18 protein-coding genes are annotated in these 18,711 nt (G+C 66.4%); 4 read left to right on the forward strand and 14 right to left on the reverse strand.

Going from position 1 to position 18,711, the window contains the following annotated elements:
- Position 1: 1 nt before the first annotated feature.
- The 3 genes from ACFYO1_RS03405 to ACFYO1_RS03415 form a co-directional block, all read right to left on the reverse strand.
- The gene (locus ACFYO1_RS03405) at positions 2-1,192 is read right to left on the reverse strand and encodes a cytochrome P450 (RefSeq protein ID WP_387226719.1); all 1,191 of its coding nucleotides are present in this window, start codon (positions 1,190-1,192) and stop codon (positions 2-4) included.
- Positions 1,189-1,932, reverse strand: a complete 744-nt coding sequence (locus ACFYO1_RS03410; RefSeq protein ID WP_387226721.1) for a tRNA-dependent cyclodipeptide synthase — start codon at positions 1,930-1,932, stop codon at positions 1,189-1,191. The genes ACFYO1_RS03405 and ACFYO1_RS03410 overlap by 4 nt, the downstream gene beginning before the upstream one ends.
- A gap of 500 nt (positions 1,933-2,432) precedes the next feature.
- Positions 2,433-2,852, reverse strand: a complete 420-nt coding sequence (locus ACFYO1_RS03415) for a YybH family protein (protein ID WP_387226723.1) — start codon at positions 2,850-2,852, stop codon at positions 2,433-2,435.
- 267 nt (positions 2,853-3,119) lie between these two features.
- On the opposite strand from ACFYO1_RS03415, the gene ACFYO1_RS03420 reads away from it, so the two are divergent.
- Positions 3,120-3,368, forward strand: coding sequence for a hypothetical protein (locus tag ACFYO1_RS03420; RefSeq protein WP_387226726.1), 249 nt, complete (start codon positions 3,120-3,122; stop codon positions 3,366-3,368).
- A 78-nt stretch (positions 3,369-3,446) separates the two neighbouring features.
- Here ACFYO1_RS03420 and ACFYO1_RS03425 read toward each other — a convergent pair whose 3' ends face one another.
- Complete coding sequence (locus ACFYO1_RS03425; protein WP_387226728.1) at positions 3,447-3,674, reverse strand: hypothetical protein; 228 nt, start codon at positions 3,672-3,674, stop codon at positions 3,447-3,449.
- Between the two features lie 988 nt (positions 3,675-4,662).
- Here ACFYO1_RS03425 and ACFYO1_RS03430 point away from each other — a divergent pair.
- The gene (locus ACFYO1_RS03430) at positions 4,663-5,892 is read left to right on the forward strand and encodes a cytochrome P450 (RefSeq protein ID WP_387226730.1); all 1,230 of its coding nucleotides are present in this window, start codon (positions 4,663-4,665) and stop codon (positions 5,890-5,892) included.
- A 37-nt stretch (positions 5,893-5,929) separates the two neighbouring features.
- Here ACFYO1_RS03430 and ACFYO1_RS03435 read toward each other — a convergent pair whose 3' ends face one another.
- The 5 genes from ACFYO1_RS03435 to ACFYO1_RS03455 all read right to left on the reverse strand — a co-directional run bounded on the left by ACFYO1_RS03435 (position 5,930) and on the right by ACFYO1_RS03455 (position 10,131).
- On the reverse strand, positions 5,930-6,769 hold the full coding sequence (locus ACFYO1_RS03435; protein ID WP_387226733.1) for an ABC transporter permease: 840 nt from the start codon (positions 6,767-6,769) through the stop codon (positions 5,930-5,932).
- Positions 6,766-7,479 (reverse strand): ABC transporter ATP-binding protein, encoded by a 714-nt coding sequence (locus ACFYO1_RS03440; RefSeq protein WP_387226736.1) that lies wholly within the window; start codon positions 7,477-7,479, stop codon positions 6,766-6,768. Before ACFYO1_RS03440 ends, ACFYO1_RS03435 begins: the two co-directional genes overlap by 4 nt.
- 39 nt (positions 7,480-7,518) lie before the next feature.
- The gene (locus ACFYO1_RS03445; protein WP_387226737.1) at positions 7,519-7,992 is read right to left on the reverse strand and encodes a hypothetical protein; all 474 of its coding nucleotides are present in this window, start codon (positions 7,990-7,992) and stop codon (positions 7,519-7,521) included.
- 105 nt (positions 7,993-8,097) lie between these two features.
- On the reverse strand, positions 8,098-8,910 hold the full coding sequence (locus ACFYO1_RS03450) for an SAM-dependent methyltransferase (RefSeq protein WP_387226739.1): 813 nt from the start codon (positions 8,908-8,910) through the stop codon (positions 8,098-8,100).
- 153 nt (positions 8,911-9,063) lie between these two features.
- A complete protein-coding gene (locus ACFYO1_RS03455) occupies positions 9,064-10,131 on the reverse strand; it encodes a hypothetical protein (protein ID WP_387226741.1) in 1,068 nt (355 codons plus the stop codon).
- A 596-nt stretch (positions 10,132-10,727) separates the two neighbouring features.
- Here ACFYO1_RS03455 and ACFYO1_RS03460 point away from each other — a divergent pair.
- Positions 10,728-11,648, forward strand: a complete 921-nt coding sequence (locus ACFYO1_RS03460) for an NADP-dependent oxidoreductase (RefSeq protein ID WP_387226743.1) — start codon at positions 10,728-10,730, stop codon at positions 11,646-11,648.
- Positions 11,649-11,667: 19 nt separating this feature from the next.
- On the opposite strand, the gene ACFYO1_RS03465 is transcribed toward ACFYO1_RS03460, so the two are convergent.
- From ACFYO1_RS03465 to ACFYO1_RS03475, 3 genes are read right to left on the reverse strand one after another with little or no spacing between them, the layout of a single operon-like run.
- Positions 11,668-12,102: a YdeI/OmpD-associated family protein gene (locus ACFYO1_RS03465; RefSeq protein ID WP_387226746.1), complete on the reverse strand. Its 435-nt coding sequence runs from the start codon at positions 12,100-12,102 to the stop codon at positions 11,668-11,670.
- Positions 12,103-12,142: 40 nt separating this feature from the next.
- The gene (locus ACFYO1_RS03470) at positions 12,143-12,598 is read right to left on the reverse strand and encodes an iron chaperone (RefSeq protein WP_387226748.1); all 456 of its coding nucleotides are present in this window, start codon (positions 12,596-12,598) and stop codon (positions 12,143-12,145) included.
- A 49-nt stretch (positions 12,599-12,647) separates the two neighbouring features.
- Positions 12,648-13,004 (reverse strand): VOC family protein, encoded by a 357-nt coding sequence (locus ACFYO1_RS03475; protein WP_378718511.1) that lies wholly within the window; start codon positions 13,002-13,004, stop codon positions 12,648-12,650.
- 145 nt (positions 13,005-13,149) lie between these two features.
- On the opposite strand from ACFYO1_RS03475, the gene ACFYO1_RS03480 reads away from it, so the two are divergent.
- Entirely contained in the window at positions 13,150-15,849 is a 2,700-nt protein-coding gene (locus ACFYO1_RS03480) for an ATP-binding protein (RefSeq protein WP_387226749.1), read from the forward strand.
- A gap of 8 nt (positions 15,850-15,857) precedes the next feature.
- Here the strand turns inward: ACFYO1_RS03480 and ACFYO1_RS03485 are convergent, their stop codons facing one another.
- A complete protein-coding gene (locus ACFYO1_RS03485) occupies positions 15,858-16,487 on the reverse strand; it encodes a glyoxalase (RefSeq protein ID WP_387226751.1) in 630 nt (209 codons plus the stop codon).
- A gap of 129 nt (positions 16,488-16,616) precedes the next feature.
- A complete protein-coding gene (locus ACFYO1_RS03490) occupies positions 16,617-18,485 on the reverse strand; it encodes a M61 family metallopeptidase (protein ID WP_387226753.1) in 1,869 nt (622 codons plus the stop codon).
- Between the last annotated feature and the right edge of the window lie 226 nt (positions 18,486-18,711).

An 18,711-nucleotide genomic window follows, 5' to 3' on the forward strand; every position in this document is an offset into this window, starting at 1 on the left:
GCTACCACAGCATGGGTAGGCGCTCCGGGATTCGCTTCATGAAGCGGGTTCGCCAGACGAGTTGGTCGATGGGCACGGCCAGATCCAGGCCCGGCATGCGATCCAGGAGCACTTCCAGGCCGACCTGGGCGTGTCTGCGGCTGAGCGCGGTGGCCGGGCAGAAGTGCTGTCCGCCGCCGAAGGACAGGTGCGCGTTGGCATTGGGGCGATGCAGATCGACCGTCTCGGGGTCGGGGAATGCGGCGGGGTCGAAATTGGCGCCTTCGACCAGTACCAGTACCAGTTCGCCCCCGCGAATCTGGACGTCACCGAGTTCCACGTCTTCGGTCGCCAGTCGCGGCAGCCCATCGCCGATGGACAGGTTGATGCGCAGCAACTCCTCGACGCCGGCGGGAATCGATGCCGGGTCCGCCAGCAACTGGTCTTTCAGTTCAGGATGCTGAATGAGCGAAACCAGTGCCATGGTGAGGAAGCCGCCGGTGGAGATCACGCCGGCGCCGAACAGGGTGACCCCGACGGTAGCCAGCATCTGCTGCGATACGTGCGAATACTCCGGATCGTCGCGCAATGCCGCGAGTTCGGCCATCAGCCCCGAGGTGGCCGGGTCGTCGAGGCGCTCGACCATGTACGCGATATCCCGATTCCAGTTGAGCTCGGCGGCCGCGATCGGCTCCGCGGAGTTCATGAACGCGATGTGCAGACTGCGCATCAGCTTCGGCGCGTCCTGTTGCGGAATGCCGAGGATATGACAGTGCAGAGCGGCCGCGAACGGGTCGGCGAAATCGTTGCGCAGATCGGCGGGCGCACCTTCGGCGACCAGGGTGTCGACCAGCGTCGTCGCCGTGGTTCGCAGAAACTCCTCCAGGCCGGGCGATTTCGGGTTCAGTGCTTTCATCACCGCTTTGCGCAAACCCGCACCGGTGATGTTGCCCATGTTGTTGACCACTTCCGGTGGGATGGTGAGGGCGTATTGGCGGGGGACGCCGGGAGCGGAGGTGTCTTTCAGCGAGAACCGGCGGTCTTCGAGGACCTGTTTGCAGAGGGCGTAGGAGCTCACCAGCCAGGCCTCGTCACCGGCGATGGTGCGCACCTTGCGTACCGGCGAGGTTTCGCGAAGTGTGCTGACCTCGTGGGGGATTCGGTCGCCACGGGCGGAGAAAGGGAAGGCGAGCGATGCGTCGACGGTGGTCATGCGGTGCCTCCTTCAATGGGCGTGACGATGGCGTGGCCCTGATTGCGGGACGCGCGCAGCCCGGATCCGCGGGCATACAGAAGTTCCGCCATGGGTAGCAGTTGGTGATAGCAGTTCAGCGACGACGGCACTCCGAGGATCGCGGGCGTGTCCAGGAACAGGGGAACCTCGGCGCGGATGTAGTCGAGGCACACCTCGTGCTGACGCGCGGTGGGTGCGACCCCGTCCTGCGCCTTCGAGGACAAGAACCGCGACACCAGCGCCGCACACACCGCACGGAACTCCTCGTCGTCGACCGATCGTCTGAGCAGATCCGCGTGCAGGTGCCGGTACGCTTCGTTGGTCCGGAACTCCGACATCGCTTTCGCGGACAGTCGTCGTCCCGCCGGGTCCGCATCATCAACGGCCGCAACGATTTTAGCGCGCACGCCGCGAATGTTCTTGTCCGCCTTACGCCGGGCATCGATCTCGGAATACCCCATCGCCGAAAACATCTCGGCCACATACACATCGGTGTAAACGATGTCGACCCGGTCGAAGTGTGCCAGACCCCACCTCGCGAGATCTCGGATTCGTCGACCGGAGAAGTAGCTGTTCCCTGGTGACACACCGATGACGGCGTGATCACCGTCGTGCTGGACGACCTGACAGTGCCGAGAAAAGGGTTGAACCAGAAATCCCTGCTGGACAACGGGTTTCAGGGATTCTGTCGCAGATCTGGAGAGCGTTGCCGACGTCACGATTGCGCGCCTTTCGCCGAAGGGTGAGCTACCGAATTACCCGCTCATTTCCGCTCTGCCGAGCCAGTGGTGCACGCCGTTGTCCCAGGCCCCTGCGTCGCTCACGAGTCCCTTGATCCTCGCGGTAGCCACCGAGCCCCGGCAACGGTGAGAAATCCAATGCCCCCAGCCTACTCGAGCCCCGAATTCTCACGATCGTACAGTTCCGAACCCCGCCGCCATCACCTTGGCGTGTGCTATGGCGTCATCGAAATCCGCTGCGCCATATGCGATTACAGGACCCTAATGGCCTGCGCCGAAGGCGACGGGACAGGGCCGAGTTCTGCATCCTGGGCGCCACCGAGGGAATGCGGCGGCGATCACCGACTCGATCGCCGCCCATCACGGTCTGCCCCGCGCGGCGGCATGCGCGCCGGTAGAGAGGCACATTCGTGGCGGGTGGAAGAACGCGCTCGGCAGCGCAGGCACAGGTGGCGTGTGGGCCCGCGCTGCCGCCGCCCTCACTCCTGTGCGGTGGGCGCGATCCCGAAGGGATTGTCGATGATGTAGCGGTAGCGGCCGTCGGCGCCGCGGCGCACGATGTCGGTGGAGGTGCCCTCGATCTGCACGGGTTTGCCGTCGGCGCCGGTGCCGTCGAGGTACCAGTCATAGATCAGCACCGCGGTGTCGGCGGCGCTGTAGATGTGCCGGATCCGGCGCTGCCCCATCGGCACGCCGAGCGCGAGGAACTCCGCCATCGCCGTGCGGATCCCCTCGCCACGCACCGGCTTGCCCGGCGCGGGCATGAACACCGCGTCATCCTCGTACAACTCCATGCACGCTTCGATGTCGCCGCTGTTGTAGCGGTCGAGAAACACCTGCGGGAAATCCTCGGCCCGATCCGGAAGCGGCGGGACCCTCCCCGCGGTCTGTTTGCCCATGGTCGATCCTCCTCTCGTCGCGGACGAAATACGGATGAATCTTCATGCAAAGATCATGGTAGCTATTGGATCGCCCCGCGCGTCTGTGGCGATGCTCTCGCCGACTGGCGGCTCGACGCCGAGCTCCGCCGCCGGCATGGACTGTCGCTGGAGGACCACGCGGTGCTGGTCGCGATCGAGTCCAGCCCGAAAGGCCGCGTGCAGGTCACCGAACTGGCCGAGGCCGCGCTGCTGCCGCAGAGCCGGTTGTCCCACTAGATCAAGCGCATGCAGGCGCGGGATTGGGTGCGGCGCGAGCAGGCGGCCCTGGACAAGCGGGGCGTCGAGGTGGTGCTCACCGCGACCGGCCGCACCGTGTTGCGCGAGGCCGCGCCCGGGCATATCGACCGCGTACGGCAGTACTTCCTGAAGCATCTCTCCACGCGAGACCGCACCCGGTTGGCCGCGATCCTGCGCCCGGCCCTCGAAACCCTGGCGACCTCTCCGACCCTGCTGAGTATGCTCCCGCAGCGCTGATCAAAGCCCATGTCCGGCAGCAACATCAACCGTGTTCCGATCGAGCTCGCCATGGCAGGCGCCGGAATGCCATGAGCCTTACCTTTGCTGGAACGCGTGCAGCACCTTCTGGCGGACCAGCTCACGGAGGCGCTTGTCTCCATGCGGGTCCATGCCCTCGGCGACGAAGACGGCATCGGTGAACGCGTCGATGTCCGCGGGCGGCGATACGCGCAATCTGCTCTGTTCCTCCGGCGGCAGGCAGAAGCCCAGTTCGGCGCACAGGTTGTCGAGCAGGGTTGCCACGTCCAGGCCGTCAGTGCTCATGCATGGCAGTCTGCCCGAGATGGGCAGCAGTGCGCGCGGGCCGGCCAGTCGGGAATGACTGGATCTGGCCAGGCGACCAGTCAAGGCCGGTTGATTTCAGGTCGCGGTGCATGGGTGCGTGCTTCCGCCGCGCGGAGCCCTTGACGCCCGGCACGTTCCCATCGGCGAAAACCAAAGCAGTACAACACTGTTCTGTCGAGTTCCGCGGCGGAGATCCGTACGGGACGACTCGGCGTGAACGCCCGCAGAACGCTGAACTCACGTTGACGGCGCCAACGCTGAAACTTTCGTTCAGCGCGAACGCATCTGGTAACTCCTCGGCTACATCGGCGATCTCGAAGCGGAATGCGCGGAAGGTTCGACCCTGACCCGGGATTGTGTCCGGTAGCAACCTACTGATGCGTTTCGGGGGAACGTGGCTTAGGAGCATGAGTGGCGCGCAAAGCTTCAGTAGCTACCCAGCAGCGATTCACTACCAACTGGAAACGGTGAAAAATGCTCGGGCTGTTGGCGGTTCGGCAAAAAGCCGGGGCGTGGAGTTGAACCCGGCTAATGTAACGTGTTGATGGGCAACGGGCCTCGGTCGTCCAGCTCGGTTGACACCTATTCGTACTGGAGTCTCCAGGTGGGCGATCGGGACGTCTGAGACCGAGGGAGTTTGCCGGGAGTTGTGTGGAGATCGTTGCTGGACCGCTGATCCAGGAGTTGGTTGTGACTGACCTAGTCATGCGTACTACTTCGCGTAGCGAGGGCATCCGGCGTCGGACCGCCGACGGTGTGGCCCGATTGTTCAGCGTCCTCGCCGACGGACAGCAGGGAAGGAGTGGGATCGCCCGTGTCTGAAATACGTTCTGCTCAAAAGTCTCCGGCCTCGAATCGGCCGATAGAAAGGCAGCCAGCAGTGGATCTCCGTGAGGTGCCGTGCGCGCCCGGACGTTTGCCGGTGCTCGGACACGGTTGGAGATTGCGGCGTGATGCCGTCCAGTTCATGGTTGACCTGGTCGATGTCGGGAAAATAGTACGTGTTGATATCGGCAGCCGCGTTGTCTACGTCATCACCGATTTCGAACTACTCCACCGAATATTGCTGGAAGAGTCCGACGGCTACGAGCGAGGACTCCTCTTCGAACGTATCCGTCTCATATTCGGTGATTCGTTCATCGTCGCGGACGGTCAGCAACACCGAGACCTTCGTCGTCTGCTGCAACCGGCATTCCATCGGACCATGCTGGAAAACTACGCGCAGACGATAAAGCGAAATGCGGATGCGTTGGCGAGTTCGTGGCAGCCGGGCCAGATCGTCGAGGTCCGTTCCGAGCTGCTGGATTTAGTAATCGCCAACCTGCTCGGATCCATGTTCTCCCATGAGCCGGGCGACGACGAAGTGCAACACATCTCCAGCCTGATCGAGGGCATCGCGGCCGGTGCCATCGTGGGCAGTGTGCTGCCGAAGCGATGGGCGAATCTGCCGTTGGCGGTGAACCGCAATTTCGTGTCGGCGGGCACGCGACTGCGGGAATACTGCCAGGGACTGCTCGTCGCGCGCCGAGCCGGCGGGGAGCGCCGCAACGACCTGGTCGACCTCCTGCTGAATTCGTTCGGTGACGAACCCCGCAGTGACAAGTTCCTGGCCGAGCAGGCCGTGACCATTCTCTTCGGCGGGATCGACGCCTCGACCTCCATGCTGACCTGGACTCTGCACGAGTTGGCCCAGCGCCCGGAGGTGGCCGCGCAACTGCGGAAGGAGCTGTCCACCGTCGAAGATCCCAGTCCACGTAGCCTCGACAAACTCGACTATCTGAACCGGTTCCTGAACGAGGTGGCACGGCTGCATTCGCCGCTACTGCAAACGCGGCGCACCGTCACCACGGTCGAACTCGGCGGTTTCACCTTCCCCGCGGGCACCGATATCGGCTACAGCTTCGCCGCAATTCACCGCAACCCGAATATCTTCGCCGATCCCGAGACTTTCGACCCCGATCGGTGGCCGACGCCGGGCTCCGGGTCGAAATGCCGGAGCTTCGTTCCGTTCAGCATGGGCAGCCAGATGTGTATCGGCAACAATGTGGCGTGGGTGCTCCTGCAAACGACTCTGCTCAGTCTGCTGTCGAAGTGGGAGTTCCACCCGGTCGCAACCAAGAAGAAGATCCCGCAGGCCATGGGCCCGATCCCGGGGCCGAGGCGACTTCCGCTCGAGGTCCGTGCAGTCGCCGGATAATTGCGCGGACGCAAGCCGTGGCCTCGCGGAGTTCGGCTCAGGTTGTGCCTGATGTGGTGAGCGTCGTTTTGCGGCGTCCGGACAACCGGCGTACGAGGATGGGTACTACGGCGGTGGTGAAGAAGAGTCCTGCGGCGACGAGAACGAAGTAGAGCAGAGATCCGTTGCGGCCGAAGCGCGGGAGGAAAGCGACCTCCTGCCCGGTCGCGGCGACCGCGTTGAGGAACGGCGCGTAGGCCTGCAACGTGAACCCATGCGGCAGCAAATTGAGGGAGTTCTCGGCCACATAGACCCAGAACAGCAGGACGGCGACGGCGGCGGACGGAGTGCGAATCAGCGATCCGGCCGCGACACCCACTCCGCATGCGGCGAACGCGTAAATCGGGACGGTCCAGAGGAACCGGATACCGGCGGAGTCCGTGATGTCCACATCCCCGTAGAGCTGCGGGAACTGGTGCGGCAACGTGACCATGACGACCACTAGCAGCACCACCGTCGAGATTGCCGCGATGATGCCGTAGTAGAACCACCGGGCGAGCGCGACCATCCAGGTCCGGGGAAACAGGAAGGCATTGAGATCGCTCGTCTGACCCCGCCATTGGGTGGCGTGGGCGTAGGCGGCGGTGACCATCATGATGGACACGGAAAAGGTCATCACCCAGTACACGGAGTTGGTGGTGGAGACCGGGACTACGAAACGCTGTCCGGGGAGGGCGGCGAGTCGTTCGGCGACGGCGGCTATTCCGAAGGTGACGGCCAGCGGCAGCGCGAAGGTGAGGGGGACCGCGACGACCCACAGGAAGCTGCGTCCGGTGGTGCGGGTCCATTCGGCGGCGATGCCGCGGCGAATGATGGTGGCTGGACCGGGATTGTTCACGGCGCAACGCCGGATGTGTGGTGGGTTGGCAGGCCGGCGATCCGCACGTAGGCGTCTTCGAGGCCGGTCTCGCCGACGCCCAGGGTGTTCATGAGCTGGGTGAACGGCTGGTCCGCCAGCACGCGCTGGTTTCCGAGGATGACGATGTGGTCGGCGTTGCGTGCGACTTCATCGAGCAGGTGCGTGGCAACCAGGACGCAGGTCCCGGCATCGGCGAGGTCGCGCAGCAGTTCGCGGATCCAGCGGATGCCCGCGATATCGAGGCCGTTGAGCGGTTCGTCGAGCAGCAGCGTGCGCGGTTCGGAGAGCAATGCGGCGGCGATGCCGACACGTTGCAGCATGCCGAGCGAATAGTGCCCGAGCCTGCGATCGGCAACCCGGACAAGGTCGACGATCTCCAGGACGTCGCCGACCCGGCCGGTGGGCAGGCCACGGGCACGGGCGAGCCAGCGTAGGTGCCGACGTGCGGTGTGGCGCGGGTCGAACGCTCGGTAGTTGAGGTGCATCCCGAGCGTTGCCGGTGTGGTGTGATGGGCCCGGACGAGGGTGCCGTCGACCCGGACGGTGCCGGCGGCAGGCGCGATGACACCGCAGATACACCGCAGCAGCGTGGTTTTGCCGGTGCCGTTGAGACCGATCAGATACGTGAGTGCCGCGTCTGCCACGGTCAATTCGGGGACTTCGAGGACGGTTACGCCCGGGTAGCTCAAGGTGAGGTCATGGATATCTATCACGGCGCTCGGAGCCGGTCAGAAGTCACAGCCCATGGGCAGGCCCACGGCTCTGACGCCCTCGCACACGGAGCTGTTGGACAGCTTCCAGGCGCCATCGATACGCTTCCAGACCACAGTCGCCTGCAGAGTCGGTTTTCCCACAGACTTGCTGATCAGCTTCGCGGTGTGCACGTTGCCGTTGTGGGTCTCCGGACCGGTAATGTCATTCGACCCGAGCGGCGCTCGGTACCAGCCGAGGTTGTAGAGCGTGCGGGCAACCACGACCGCTCGCATGCCGCCTTCCATCTGGGCGGCCTTGGCCTCGTCGGAGCCGGGCAGTTCGATCAAGAAATCGATCTGATCGTTGAGTTCGTCCAGGGTGGGGACTTCGCTGGTAATGGGGAGCTCGCCGGTAGCGGCGGCGACAGGGGCATTGGCAACCGAAGTGCCGGTGACGGCGACCGCTACGATCGCCGGCACGATACCGGCGACAATTTTGAGGGTCTTCATCTTTCATCCTCTGATTGACTGTAAAAATGCCTGACGCATCATTGAATGTTCAGGCGGCCAAGAACAATTCGCGGGTTCGAGATTACTCCTGTTTCGGCCGGATTCTCAGGGTTTGCGGGCGATCGCGCCATCCATGACCATTCGAGTCTTCGGCAAGTCCGGGCGGAGCCACTGCTGTATCGGCACAACACCGGGTTCGAACAACTCGAAGCCGGCGAAGAGTGCCTCCGTTTGTTTTGTGGACCGGAATTCGACTTGGGCCGAAGTGTTCTTGGTGGCGGCGAGCACCTCGAGTATCTGCGGGGAGGAGTCGAGGGAGCCGTGCGTGATTGCCAGATAACTGCCCGGTGCCATGTGATCGCGGAAGGTGGCGAGGATCCCGGCCGGATCTTCGTCGTCCATGATGTAATGCAGCACACCGATGAGCAGGATCGCCACCGGCTCGTTGAAGTCGATCAGGGAGTTGTTCTTCAGCTGATCGAGCAGGTCAAGGGGATGGCGGATGTCGCCGAGTAATGTTGTGACACCACGGGGATCGGCCAGTAGCGCCTCGCAATGGACGTGCACTACCGGGTCGTAATCCACGTACACCACCCGTGCCGTCGGGGCGATCTCCCAAGCCGCCTCGTGCACGTTGGGCGAGCTCGGGATGCCCGAACCGAGGTCGATGAACTGGCGGACGCCGGCTTCCGCGGCCATCTGGACCGCTTTGAGCGCGAAGCTCCGGGCAAACCAGGCCACGGTCTTGACATCGGGTGCGTCGGAGAGCATTTCGTTCGCTATGTCCCGATCGGTGTCGCGGTTGTCCTTTCCGCCTAGCAGGTAGTCGTACACCCGGGCGGAATTCGGCTGATCGGCTTTGAACGGTTTCGGTGTCCGGTCGTCCGCCGACACCGCCCCTTCGGTTCCTTCGACCACAGGTGTAACCGTAGCCGATCGCCGACGCGGACGGGTACTCCTTCGCGGATCTGCTGCCCGGATGTGGTCGATTGTCCGACGCGGCGCCGCTCCGCTGGTCCGAACCGGCCCCTCCGTTCGAACCCCCGCCGAACCACGTTCCGACACAAGGTTTTACAGATCTGTTTCCGCCAAGGCGACTGCTTGTGCTACCGCGGACCGCGCCCGGTCGACGGTCGCGTAACGCCCGAGGCCACACGGGGACGCGACATCCAGCAGGCCCCCGTAGGCCGACTCCGCCGCCGCCAGCGCCTGGCGCGCTTGCGTGAGCGGCTGTGCGGGATGGGCGAGCCCGGCGATAACCCGCGTGGTGGGAGGCAATTCGAGGCGGCCCAAAGGCTCGTAGTACCGCGGCCGGACCGACGCCTGTTTACCGTCGCCGATGGGCAGGTGGATGAAATCGAGATGCCTTCCCGCGGGCCAGTATCGCGCGATCGCGTTGGTCAGCGCGACGACCGGGGCCGCTGACCGCGGCGACACGACGGGCTTGCCCTCGAGGCTCCCGTAACACAGGTGCACACCGAAACGGGAATCATGGGGCGCTCGTGCGACGAGGCGCGCGATCGCCCGACCCGCCGCCGCGGCCGGAGCCCGCCGCAGGCCCGCGGGTGTCCCCGTGCAGATCAGCGTCTCCGCGGGCAGTTCGAGTTGGAATACGACGTTGTCCCGCAACGCTTCATGGATGCGGACGATCTCCCGGACCGTGGCGTCGAGCAGCGGGCGGTAGTAGGGAAAGCCTCGGTCGCCATGCCCGGCCGAGCGCCGATGCCGCAGCAGCATCCGCGCCTCGAAGGCGATGAATCCGATGACGAAGGGTGTCGGAATGCCTACCTGCAGGCGAAGTCCGGGGTCGGTCCGGCGCACGTCCGCCAGCGCGTCCATGGTCCGCGCGGCTTCCGCCGCATAGCCGAGCGCGGCGTCGACATCGGCCTCGGCCAGCGATCGGCCTGGGCGCAGCCGGAACGTGTCGCGGGAACGCAGCGTCGACCAATCGCCGCGGCGCACGGGCGCCAGCGCCGGGATCGCGCCGAGCCGATCGATGATGGGTCTGACGTACCACTGGGCGCGATAGGGATCCGCTTCACCACCCGGAACCAGGCCGTCCAGGAATTCGCCCGCGGTGTCGACGGCGAACGCCATGGCCTTTTCTGGACTGTCCAACTCCGGGGGCAAGCTGCCCACGAAGTGAATCCTGCGCTGAGGCTGCACCGCGTCAGTCTCGCACATCGACTGTCTCCGGGACCGAGCGTTTCCCGGAGCGCCGGGCGCGTTCGCCGGTCTGTGTGCCGCTACGCACACGCACCGAACCGACGCGGCCGAATACCGAATCCCGCTCGGGTGCAGCGACTCTGGCGTATCGGCGGTGTCAGCGGGCGACTCCGGCGTATCGGCGCGTAAGCCCCCGAGGGAAACATGCCGGTCGGGCGTCATGACCAGCGGCAAGTTTCGCAGCCTTCCCGACCGGGGGTGTCACCCAGCCCGTGCGACTGTCGGCGGCATTGTGCAGCATGCCTAGCAGGGGCAGCTCTGCCGCAGCCACGGGGTATACGCCGGGCTGAGCCCTGCCGGCCCAGGATACCCATGGTGTTTCAGGTTGCGTCCCTTGGGATTTCGAGCTGTGGCTGGTTCGGTTTTCGCGCAGCCGCTCTGGCCGTCCGGCGAGCGGGCCAGGGCAATGACCACTCCCCAGGCCAAGGAGTGAACGCAGTACGGGACTTGGTCTCGTCGCAGGGTGTACGGTGATGGGACAAAGTCTCATCACTCTGCTGGAGGTAATCATGAGCCGAGCCGTTATCTACGAGACGTTCGGAGGTCCCGAGGTGCTGGAGGTGCGCGAAGTTCCGGAGCCGCATCCCGGGCCCGGCGCGATCCGGGTCCGGGTCACGGCCGCCGGTCTGAACCCCATGGACTGGGGTATCGCCGCGCGACCTGAGCTGTCGGCACAGTTCGGCATCACCGTTCCCGCCGGTTTCGGTTACGACTTCGCCGGGGTCGTCGACGAGGTTGGTTCCGGCGCAACGGGTTTCGCGGTGGGCGATCGGGTCCACGGCGGTGCGATGGGTAGGGCCGTCGCCGATTTTCTGCTGGTCGAGACACCACCGTCGGCGACCGAGATGGTGTGGCACACGCCGGACGGCATTGGCGACGAGGTGGCGGCCACGCTGCCGGTCGCCGGGATGACCGCCGCCGCCGCGTTGGCGGCGATCGAGGTGCGGTCCGGCGACACCGTGCTGATCGGCGGGGCCGCGGGCGGGGTGGGGGTCTTCGCCGTGCAGCTCGCGAAACTGGCCGGCGCCAAGGTAATCGGGACGGCAGCGGAGGGCACCTTCGAGTTCCTGCGCGGGTTGGGCGCCGAGCCGGTGGCCTACGGTCCCGGATTGGCGGACCGGGTGCGCACGCTGGGCGTGACCGCGGCGACCGATCTGTTCGGCACCGAAACCGCCGAGGCCGCGCTCGCGCTCGGCGTGCCGCCCGAGCGGATCTCCACGGTCGCCGCGGGTCCGAATCCGCCCGGCGGCGTGCGGGCGACCGGCGGGTTCGACGCGCGCCCGGACGCCATGGCGCACATCTGCGACGCGATCCTGGCCGGCACGCTGGTCGTGCCGGTGGCGGCGACCTTCCCGATCGAGCAGATCCGGGATGCCGTGATCCAGCAGGCCGGCCGCCACGTCCACGGCAAGATCGTGATCACGCTATAACCCCGCTGCCCTGTGGATTTCAACCCCGCAGGGTGGCGATGGCCTTCTCGATGCGCCGTTGGCGCGTCTCGGGCTTCTTCGCGCTCTCGATGGCGTGGACATGCTCGCGCTTACGGCTGTAGGCGAGATTGTCGTACGCGGCGCGGGCGGCGGGATCATCGTCCAGTGCGCGGGCGAAGTCGGGCGGCTCGACGATGACCCGCGGCTCGGTGTCGAGTTCCAGGCCGACCTCGACCTCGTCGCCGACCGCGACCCCCGCGGCCTGCCGATTGGCATTGCTGAGACCGAGCAGGTAGCGGCCGCGCATGAGGGCGACCCGGCTTTTCCAGGAATGCCCGTTGATGGTGATCGTCACCGGCGGCCGCGCGCCCTCGCCCAGCGCCGCCACCACCTCGGGCGGAACCTCCAGTCCGCGCATGGGCTCGGGTGGCTCGACGAGGGTCCGGAACTTCATGCTTGCTCTCCTGTCTGTGTGGCCGGCTTGCCGGCGGGGATCAGTTCGCCGCCTTCGCGACCAGTGTGCCGATCATCTGTTCGTCGGCGGCCGTGAGGCCGGTGAGGGCGAACGAGGTGGGCCAGAGGGTGCCGTCGTCGAGCGTGGCCTTGTCCTCGAAACCGAGGGTGGCGTAACGGGATTTGAACTTCTCGGCGGATTTGAAGAAGCAGACGATCTTGCCGTCCTTGGCGTAGGCGGGCATCCCGTACCAGGTCTTCGGGGTCAGGTGCGGGGCGTGCTCGGTGACGATGGCGTGGATCCGCTCGGCCAGCGCGCGGTCGGAGTCGTTCATCTCGGCGATCTTGGCGAGGACGTCCGCGGTGCCGTCGGCCTTGGTGGCGCGGGCGCCGCGGCGAGCGGCGGTCCCGAGTTCCTGGGCGTGGGCCTTCATGGCCGCGCGCTCCTCGGCGGAGAAGCCGACGGTGGGCGTGTTCTTGGTGGCGCGAGTGGTCATTGTGGTTTCCTCCGTGTGTTTTGCGGGGTGGTTTCAGTGGGTGAGAGCGTCAGCGATCTTGGAGCAGACCGACGACGTTGCCGTCGGGATCGAGCACCTCGGCGACCCGGCGGCCCTCGCCGACATCGCGCAGGGCCTGCTTCACCGTGGCGCCGGCCGCGGTCAGTTCGGCCAGCTTGGCCTCGATATCGGACACCTCCCAGTAGATGACCGGGGTGGTGATCGCCTGCGGGCCGCCGTCGGGGACCAGGCCGATGTGGTGGCCGTCGAGCTCGAAACCGACGTAGTAGGTGCCCTCGATCTGCGGCGGCACGCCGAGCAGGGCGGTGTACACGGCCGTGGCCGTGGCCAGGTCGGAGACGGGATGCAGCACGGTCTTGATGCCCTTTGCCGCGGTGGTGCTCATGGACGCTCCTGAGTCTTTGTCGGTGTGCTTTTCGGTATGAGAAAACGGTATGTCCGGCGCGGCTCCGGGACATCCGTGGTGACCACGGAGTGCGCCACGGAGATGCCCGCGCGCGGGTACCGCGCGCATACGTGAGAATGTGGGCGTGTCGAAGTCGAAACTGGGGATCTCGGGCCGGGAGGCCGAGGTGCTCGCCCTGGTGGGGCAACATCGCAGCAATGCCGAGATCGCCGCGCAGCTGTTCATTTCCGTGCGCACCGTCGAGACCCACGTGTCCGCGCTGCTGCGCAAGGTCGGGGTCGCCGACCGGCGGGCGCTGGCCGGCCGGGCGGCGGAGTTCGAACAGGTAGAAGACAGCGGCGTGACGGCCGCGGTCCTGCCCGCGCCGCTGACCTCGTTCGTCGGCCGCGAGCGGGAACGCGCCGCGCTGCGCGACGCCGTGCGGGCGCATCGGCAGGTGACCGCGCTGGGGCCCGGCGGCGTCGGAAAGACACGACTGGCTCTGGCGGTCGCCACGGACCTGACCCACGAATTCACCGGCGGCGCATGGTTCGTGGACCTGGTGCCGGTGACCGATCCGGCGATGGCCGGTGCCGCGGTGGCGCGGGCGCTGCGGCTCGGTGAGCAGCAGGGGCGCGGTCTGGACGAGTCGGTGTCGGCCGCGCTGGGGGAGCGCCGGGTGCTGCTGGTGCTCGACAACTGCGAGCATCTGCGTGACGGGGTGGCGCCGTTCATCGAACACCTGCTCGCGCACTGCCCGAACGTGACCGTGCTGGCCACCAGCCGCGCGCGGCTCATGGTGCCGTTCGAGCAGGTCTTCACGGTGCCGCCGCTGTCGCTCGGCGACGACGCCGTGGCGTTGTTTCTGGATCGGGCCGCGGCGCTGGGCTGGCCCGTGGACGCCGAGCAGTCGGCGCGGGTGCACGAGATCTGCGGCCGGCTCGACGGGCTGGCGCTGGCCATCGAACTCGCGGCCGCCCGGCTGCCCACGCTCGGGCTCGACGGGCTCAGCGCGAGCCTCGCGGATCCGTTGCGGCTCCTTGTCGGTGGCCGCCGGGCCGACGAGCGGCACCGGTCCGTGCGCGCCATGCTGGATTGGAGTCAGGCGCTGCTGACCGCCGAGGACCGGTGTGTGCTGCGGCGGATAGCGGTGTTCGCCGCGCCGTTCACCGCCGCGGACGCCATGGCGGTGGCGGGATCGGCGGAACTGGATCCGATCGCGGTCGCCGACGGGTTGGCTCGGCTCACCGAACAGAGCCTGCTCACCGTGGTGCCGTCCCCGCGCGGCACGCGATACCGGGCGTTGGAGACCATCCGCCAGTACGAACGCGAAGAACTGGCGGCCGCGGGTGAACTCGACGAAGTCCTTGCGCGCCATCTACATTGGTGTTCGGCGAGCGCCGGCCGGCTGATCGCCGAACCTGCCGCGACGACCCACGACTGGCAACGCGCGTTCGATGCCGTCGCCGACGATATGCGCGCGGCACTGGCCTGGGCGGCGGCGCTGCCGGAGCGCCGGTCCGACGCATATGGTCTGGCAATTTCCCTGGCGCAGTTGGCTTTTGCCCGGAATCTGATCAGCGAGTCCCAGCGTCGCTACGAACAGGCGGCATCGCTCACCGACGACCCGGTCGCGGCCGCCGCGGCGTTACGGCGTGCCGCCGAGGTGGCCGGGTGCCGGATGCGTGGCGAGGACATGTATCGCCTGTACCGCGCTGCCGCGGAAATCGCTGTCGGCGCAGGCGATTCCGCGTCGTCCGCCCGAGATCTGGCCACGGCGGCGATCACCGCCTACCGCATGTCCGACACCTTCGCGCAGCCGGTCGCGGCGGGCGAGGCCGCGGCGCTGCTGTCGACGGCACGTGAACTCGCCGGTGCGGACCCGGCGGCACTGGCCGCAGTGGCCCTGGCCGAATGCGGCGTGCTCGCCGACCCCGGCGAGGGGCCGGAATTGTCCGCCGCGATCACGTCTACCGGGGCTCTCGATGCGCCCGGATCGGAAACGGCTGTCCCGGTGGCGATCTCGCGCGCGCGGCGAGCGGTGGACCTGGCCGATCGCACCGGCGACCCGTTCGCGCGCAGCGCGGCCCTCGACGCCCTCGCCGCTGCGCAATGCTGGGCCGGGGATATCTTCGCCGCCGCCGAAACCACCCAGCGGCGAGTCGCCTTGCTGTCCGCCATGCCGCACACGCCGGCCAGCGCCCTCGAACACGTCAACGCGTTGTCCGAGGCGGCCGAGATCGGTATCGGCGTCGGCGATCTGCGCGGTTCCCGCCGCTGGGCCGAACAACTGCGCGATCTGCCGTTGCTGGCCGAGCGCGGCGATTTCGCCACCTCCGCGCTCCTGGTGGTGGACGCGCTGGCCGGGAATCTCGATGAAGTACATACCGCCAGTGGACGATTCATCGACGCGTGGGAACGGTCCGGCCGGCCCTACGCGCCCAGTCTCGCCCCGGCCGCCGCGGCGGTCGCGATGACCCACGGACTGCGCGGCGACGACGTTGCGCGCGGCGAGTGGCTGGCTATCGTGGACACCCTGGACGGCGCGCCCGGCCATCGTTTCGCCTACCGAGCTGTTTTCGCCGCCTTCGTGTTGCTCGACCGCCGCCAACCCGACCAGGCGTGGGCCGAATTGGCCAGCGAGCCGGACGCTTTGGACGAGCGTGCCATCTGGATTTGGCGGCACTGGTATGTCGCCCTGCGCGCCGAAGCCGCCGTGTCGGCCGGCCATCCGGATGCGCGCGGCTTCGTTGCCGCGGCGCGGACCACGGTGTCCGGCAACCCGATGGCCGGTGCGATCGTCGAGCGGGCCGCTGCCCTGCTCGACGCCGACGGCGGAATCTGACACCCGGCTCAGGCCGTCGCCTCCCACAGGTACCCGTCCGGGTCGGTGAACGAACCGATTCCGCTGTCCATGACGATGCCGTGCGATCCGCTGCCCTCCAGGTCGACCCCCGCCTCCTTGGCGGCGGCCTTGCGCGGGTACAACGCCAGCGTGACCGGCGAGCCCTGGTTCTCGAATTCGGCGTACTTGCCGCCGAAGCTCTTCGACACCGTCAGTCCGCGATCGGCATACACCTGCTTGCTGGCCTTCACGTCCGTCACGCCCATCAGCAACACCATGTCGTCGATCTCGCGGGTGAACGGGCCCACGTCCTTCTTCTTCGAGGTGGCGATCTTCCAGATCGTCCCCTCCGGCGCCTGCACCACCGCGCTGTAACCCCACAGGCTCTTCTTCGCGGGCTTGAGCACGCTGAACCCGACGCCGACCGCCGTGCCGACGAGACTGTCGACGGTGGAGGGCTGCGAAACCACCAGGGACAGAATGAATCCACGGAAGCCGGTGGCCGGCGTCTGCGCGGTGCGGAAGCCGAGCCGGTCACCCAGGCCGAACGCGGTGTCGTAGATCGCGGCCGCGGCGGCGGGGTCGGCCACCTCGAGCTGAATGTTGATATCGGTGCTGGTCTTGGTGTTGTTTTCCATGCCCATAACGCTAGATTCGGCCCGCCCCGGTCACATCCGTGCCGACCACGGAACAGACCACGGAGAACCGGTAGGTGGCTGCCCGGGACGGTGCGGCTGGGAAACCGCCGCACCGTCCCGAGGCGGGACCTAGTTCCGCGCGGCCAGGATCTGGGTGAGGTAGTCCGGCGTGCCCTCGATGCGTTGCAGATGCGGGAAACGGAGGCCGTCGTGATAGTTCAGTTCGACGGTCCGCGTCTGATCGAAGTCCTTCACCTGCAACCGGATCGGTGCGGGGTTGGTCTTGGCCGCCTCGATCGCGGCTTCCATCGTGGCTTGGGAGTAGGGGGCGTCGTTGACCGAGACCACCGTCATCCCGGTGCCGACCTTGGCCTTGAACGCGGGTCCGTCCCAGCGCACATCGGTGACCTTGCCCGCACCGGACACGTTGAGACCGATCGAGTAGGTGTAGTTGACGGCACCCTCGGCCTGTTTCAGCTGAGCCGTGAGCAGGGCGCCCGGGTTGTTGTCGTAGACCAATTTCCACCCGGTCTTCTCGACACTCGACGCGAACGGTTCCTTTCCGTCGAGGCGATCGCGCAGGTACTTCGCCCAATCGTCGGCGACCACGCCGTTCAGCGTCGAGACGACGTCGTCGAAGTTGTAGGTGTTCTGTGCCTCCCACTTGCTGTCGTCGACACCGAAGAACGCGCGCGCGAAATCATCGAGCGACTTTGTGTTGCCGGACAATTCGCGGATTCGCGCGTCCACCCCCAGCCACACCAATTGCCCGCCCTGGTAGTAATCCTCGCTGAGCTGCCAGGACCGGTACGGCTTCGTCCGCCGCTGAGCGATGATGGGATCGTTGGTGGTGTCCTGCAGGGTGCGCCAGCCGAGTCCGGGCCGGTTGTCGGTGTACGCGGCGACTACCGAAGCCAGCGCGTCACGAGAGATTTCCGCGGGGCGCAAGCCGGACCGGCCGGTGAGCACGTTGCCCCAATACTGGGTTTGACCCTCGTAGACCCACAGCAGGCTGTCTTGCATCGGAACGTTGTAGTTGGGTGTCCACAGATCGGCCGGGCGGCGGAACTTGCCGTTCCAGGAATGGGTGTACTCGTGTCCGAGGAGATCGGCGCTGCCGACCGCGGGGTTCCACGCGGTGAAATAGTCCGTGGGCTGGCCGTTCTCGCTGGATCGCTGGTGTTCCAATCCGTTGGAGCTGAGCTGATCCGACAACGAGAGCAGGAAGTCGTAGTGGTTGTAGTGCTGCGAGCCGTACAGTTTCACTGCCTGCTGAACCAGCGCCTTGTGCAGCTCGATGTGCTCGGGCTTGGCCTCGAGCTGCTCCGGCGCGTCGGCGAATACCTGCAGCCGCACCGGGGTTTTCGCACCGGGAGCCAGGTCGAACTCCTTGTGATAGCGCCCCGCGTACACGGGCGAATCGACCAGGATGTCCAACGGAACAGACTTGTAATTGACGGTGTCGCCGTCTTTGCCTGCGACCTCCAGCGCGGTTCCGGCCTCGAATCCCGGCGGGTAGGTAACGCTCGCGTTGAACGGAATCTCACTGGCGGGCACACCGGCCGGATAGAGGACCACCGCGTTCCACTGCAAATTCAGCATATTCGGCGTCATCACCACGCGACCCTGACTGGAATCGGTGGGGGTGAGGTACTGGAAGCTGGCGTCGACCGAGTCCACGCCGTCGGGCACAGTGACCTTGAACGCGTACACGTTCAGCGGATCACGCTTCCACTCCAGCTTGTTCCCGTTGCTGGTGAAGGTGATGCCGCCGATCTTGTCGATCGGGCCGGAGGGAGAGTGGCTGCCGGGCAGCCACTGCGGGAACAGCAGATCCAGGTTGCCCGACTGAACGGGGATCTTCTGCTTCACCTGGATCACGCGTTGCGGCAGATTGGTCATATCGACCGCCACCGAGATCGGTTTCTGATTCGCCCGGGTTTCATCCGGTTTGCCGCGCAAGCCGAAGTACAGCGAGCCGGCCAGGACAATGAGCACGACGACGCCAATAGCGCCAAAAATACGAGTCTTCGACAACGACACTCCCCGAGTCACACGCAATGCCCGCCCCCGGCGGCTGGTGTTCATCGGCCGAGGAGGGGACCTACCGATACAACTTCGCCTACGATGCGGTCGCCGCGACCGCCTGCCTCATGTCCTCCTCCGGCGTCGACACTTCGAATAGTTCGGGCCGGCGAGCGTCCCGTGGTTGCTGACTAACGGT

Source organism: Nocardia sp. NPDC006044 (assembly GCF_042871115.1).
In the GTDB taxonomy this organism is placed as follows: Bacteria; Actinomycetota; Actinomycetes; order Mycobacteriales; family Mycobacteriaceae; genus Nocardia.

What these genes read in the sequence shown, in the direction of transcription:
- ACFYO1_RS03405 (WP_387226719.1), bottom strand. Translation starts at nt 1,192, where the DNA reads ATGACCACCGTCGACGCATCGCTCGCCTTCCCTTTCTCCGCCCGTGGC.
- ACFYO1_RS03415 (WP_387226723.1), bottom strand. Translation starts at nt 2,852, where the DNA reads ATGGGCAAACAGACCGCGGGGAGGGTCCCGCCGCTTCCGGATCGGGCC.
- ACFYO1_RS03420 (WP_387226726.1), top strand. Translation starts at nt 3,120, where the DNA reads ATGCAGGCGCGGGATTGGGTGCGGCGCGAGCAGGCGGCCCTGGACAAG.
- ACFYO1_RS03425 (WP_387226728.1), bottom strand. Translation starts at nt 3,674, where the DNA reads ATGAGCACTGACGGCCTGGACGTGGCAACCCTGCTCGACAACCTGTGC.
- ACFYO1_RS03430 (WP_387226730.1), top strand. Translation starts at nt 4,663, where the DNA reads ATGGTTGACCTGGTCGATGTCGGGAAAATAGTACGTGTTGATATCGGC.
- ACFYO1_RS03445 (WP_387226737.1), bottom strand. Translation starts at nt 7,992, where the DNA reads ATGAAGACCCTCAAAATTGTCGCCGGTATCGTGCCGGCGATCGTAGCG.
- ACFYO1_RS03460 (WP_387226743.1), top strand. Translation starts at nt 10,728, where the DNA reads ATGAGCCGAGCCGTTATCTACGAGACGTTCGGAGGTCCCGAGGTGCTG.
- ACFYO1_RS03465 (WP_387226746.1), bottom strand. Translation starts at nt 12,102, where the DNA reads ATGAAGTTCCGGACCCTCGTCGAGCCACCCGAGCCCATGCGCGGACTG.
- ACFYO1_RS03470 (WP_387226748.1), bottom strand. Translation starts at nt 12,598, where the DNA reads ATGACCACTCGCGCCACCAAGAACACGCCCACCGTCGGCTTCTCCGCC.
- ACFYO1_RS03475 (WP_378718511.1), bottom strand. Translation starts at nt 13,004, where the DNA reads ATGAGCACCACCGCGGCAAAGGGCATCAAGACCGTGCTGCATCCCGTC.
- ACFYO1_RS03485 (WP_387226751.1), bottom strand. Translation starts at nt 16,487, where the DNA reads ATGGAAAACAACACCAAGACCAGCACCGATATCAACATTCAGCTCGAG.